Annotated in this window: 3 protein-coding genes and 1 pseudogene; all 4 read right to left on the bottom strand. The window is 43.2% G+C overall.

Going from position 1 to position 1,909, the window contains the following annotated elements:
* Window positions 1-196, bottom strand: a pseudogene (locus tag AC06OU_RS01770) (tRNA (adenosine(37)-N6)-threonylcarbamoyltransferase complex transferase subunit TsaD); the annotation flags it as partial.
* The gene (rimI, locus tag AC06OU_RS01765; RefSeq protein WP_340881919.1) at window positions 193-651 is read right to left on the bottom strand and encodes a ribosomal protein S18-alanine N-acetyltransferase; all 459 of its coding nucleotides are present in this window, start codon (window positions 649-651) and stop codon (window positions 193-195) included. The gene rimI and the pseudogene AC06OU_RS01770, both read right to left, overlap by 4 nt.
* Window positions 641-1,327 carry a tRNA (adenosine(37)-N6)-threonylcarbamoyltransferase complex dimerization subunit type 1 TsaB gene (gene tsaB / locus AC06OU_RS01760; protein ID WP_475853572.1) on the bottom strand — a complete coding sequence of 229 codons (687 nt, stop codon included), beginning with the start codon at window positions 1,325-1,327 and terminating at the stop codon, window positions 641-643. The genes rimI and tsaB overlap by 11 nt, the downstream gene beginning before the upstream one ends.
* Window positions 1,324-1,776 carry a tRNA (adenosine(37)-N6)-threonylcarbamoyltransferase complex ATPase subunit type 1 TsaE gene (tsaE, locus tag AC06OU_RS01755; protein ID WP_475853571.1) on the bottom strand — a complete coding sequence of 151 codons (453 nt, stop codon included), beginning with the start codon at window positions 1,774-1,776 and terminating at the stop codon, window positions 1,324-1,326. The genes tsaB and tsaE overlap by 4 nt, the downstream gene beginning before the upstream one ends.
* Between the last annotated feature and the right edge of the window lie 133 nt (window positions 1,777-1,909).

The following is a 1,909-nucleotide window of genomic DNA, read 5'->3' as shown; positions in this document are numbered from 1 at the left end:
CCTCTTCGATAACCAGTGTGATTTGCTCCACATGATGACGAGAAGCAACCTCTGGAACTACTCCACCAAAGCGCTTGTGACTTTCTATTTGTGACGCCACTACATTGGAGATAATTTCTGTCCCATTTTTAACAATGGACGCTGCGGTTTCATCACAGCTCGTTTCTATTCCTAATATATATTGATCTTTTGTCATTTGAATTCCACCCACATTACAAGAGCATCCTCTTGTGTATCTGTATAATAGTTTTTACGAATGCCTCCGTCCTGGAAGCCAAGCTTGTAATATAAATTTTTGGCGATCGTATTGGATACGCGCACCTCTAACGTCATGAGGACTCCTTTTTGTGACTTTACAATACGGATTGCCTCGCGCATTAAGCCTTCCCCAATTCGATGGCCTCGCATACGTTCTGCAACTGCGACATTCGTGATATGACTTTCATCCATGACAATCCACATCCCACAATAGCCGACAATATCCTTTTCCTCTGTCTCCGCTACTAAATAGTAGGAATATAGATTAGTCGTCATTTCATGCTCGAATGCCTCTCTAGTCCATGGATGTGCGAATGCCTCTTCTTCTATTAAAAGCACCTGGTCTATGTCTTCTAGTGTCATTTTGCGATAGGTAATCGTTTTAGTTTCCATTTTTCTTCTGCTCTTTCATCCAGTTTGCCTCTGCCTCAGTTATTCGCAAATATTCTGGCACCGTAGTGTGTACATCTTCCGGCTCCATATTTTGCGCAATTTCTATTAAGACTGCAGCACTTGGTAACGAAAATGATGCGCATGCCTGATGAGCTTTCTCACCAAGCACCTCTTTTATTTGGTTCCAATGAAGGGCTACATCCATTCCTACAAATAAAACCTGGTGCCCTATATCATCTAGGGTAGCTAACAGATCTGCCATGGACATATGAGATTCCTTCAATAATTTTCCGTCCATATAAATTCCCGCAAATACATTTCCACGTCGAGCATCCATAATGGAACACACCGTTCCTTGGAAATATGGTGCGTTCCCTGCAAGCACCTGCAAACTTGAAACCGAGTAAATTGGAATCTTTAACGTCCAAGCGAGCGTCTTTCCGATTGTCACACCAATTCGCACTCCCGTATAAGAGCCTGGCCCTTTTGCCACCGCAATCGCATCTAGCTCGTTAGGCTGAATATCAGCTTTTTTCATAAGCTCCTCTATTGCTGGCATCGTTCCAATGGAATGAGTTACCTTCACTGAGGACTTATATTCTGCAAGCACCTGCCCGTCCTTAACGACTGCTACCGCAAGCGGCGTATGAGATGTATCTATTCCTAACCAAATCATTCAAAAAGCTCCTCACATAATTGTTCATATCTCTTCCCAAAAGGCTCAAACGTAAATCGACGCTTATCATTCTCCAGTCGATGAATCTGTATTGCCAATCGTTCAGGCGGCAAATCCTCCTGTATTAAATGAGCCCACTCAATAATACTTACCGCATCACCGTAAAAAAGCTCGTCCCAGCCCAGATCCTCATCGCTATCCGCTAAACGGTAAACATCCAAATGGTTTAAAGGTAGCCTACCCTCATATTGCTTCAATATTGTAAACGTCGGGCTGTTCACGTTTCTTGTGATTCCAAGACCCTTCGCCACACTCTTCGTAAATGTTGTCTTCCCTGCTCCTAAATCTCCCTCTAATGTAAGGACATCTGCAGGCTGTAATCTTTCAGCTAGCTGTCGGGCCAATACTTCCGTCTCCAGCTCCGAATCAATCAATCGCTCATACATCATCGATCGCTTTCCTTTCAAGTACAAATCTATTTGACTCTATTATAAAGAATAACCGAGCATAATGTAACTCTAGGACATTTATATGTATGGAGTTTACTACAAATCAACCACCTCGCTCCCCTCAAGCCTATCC

It is taken from the genome of Psychrobacillus sp., from assembly GCF_056205495.1.
Note: the sequence above shows the minus strand (reverse complement) of the source record. Positions and strands in the feature narration are given on the sequence as shown.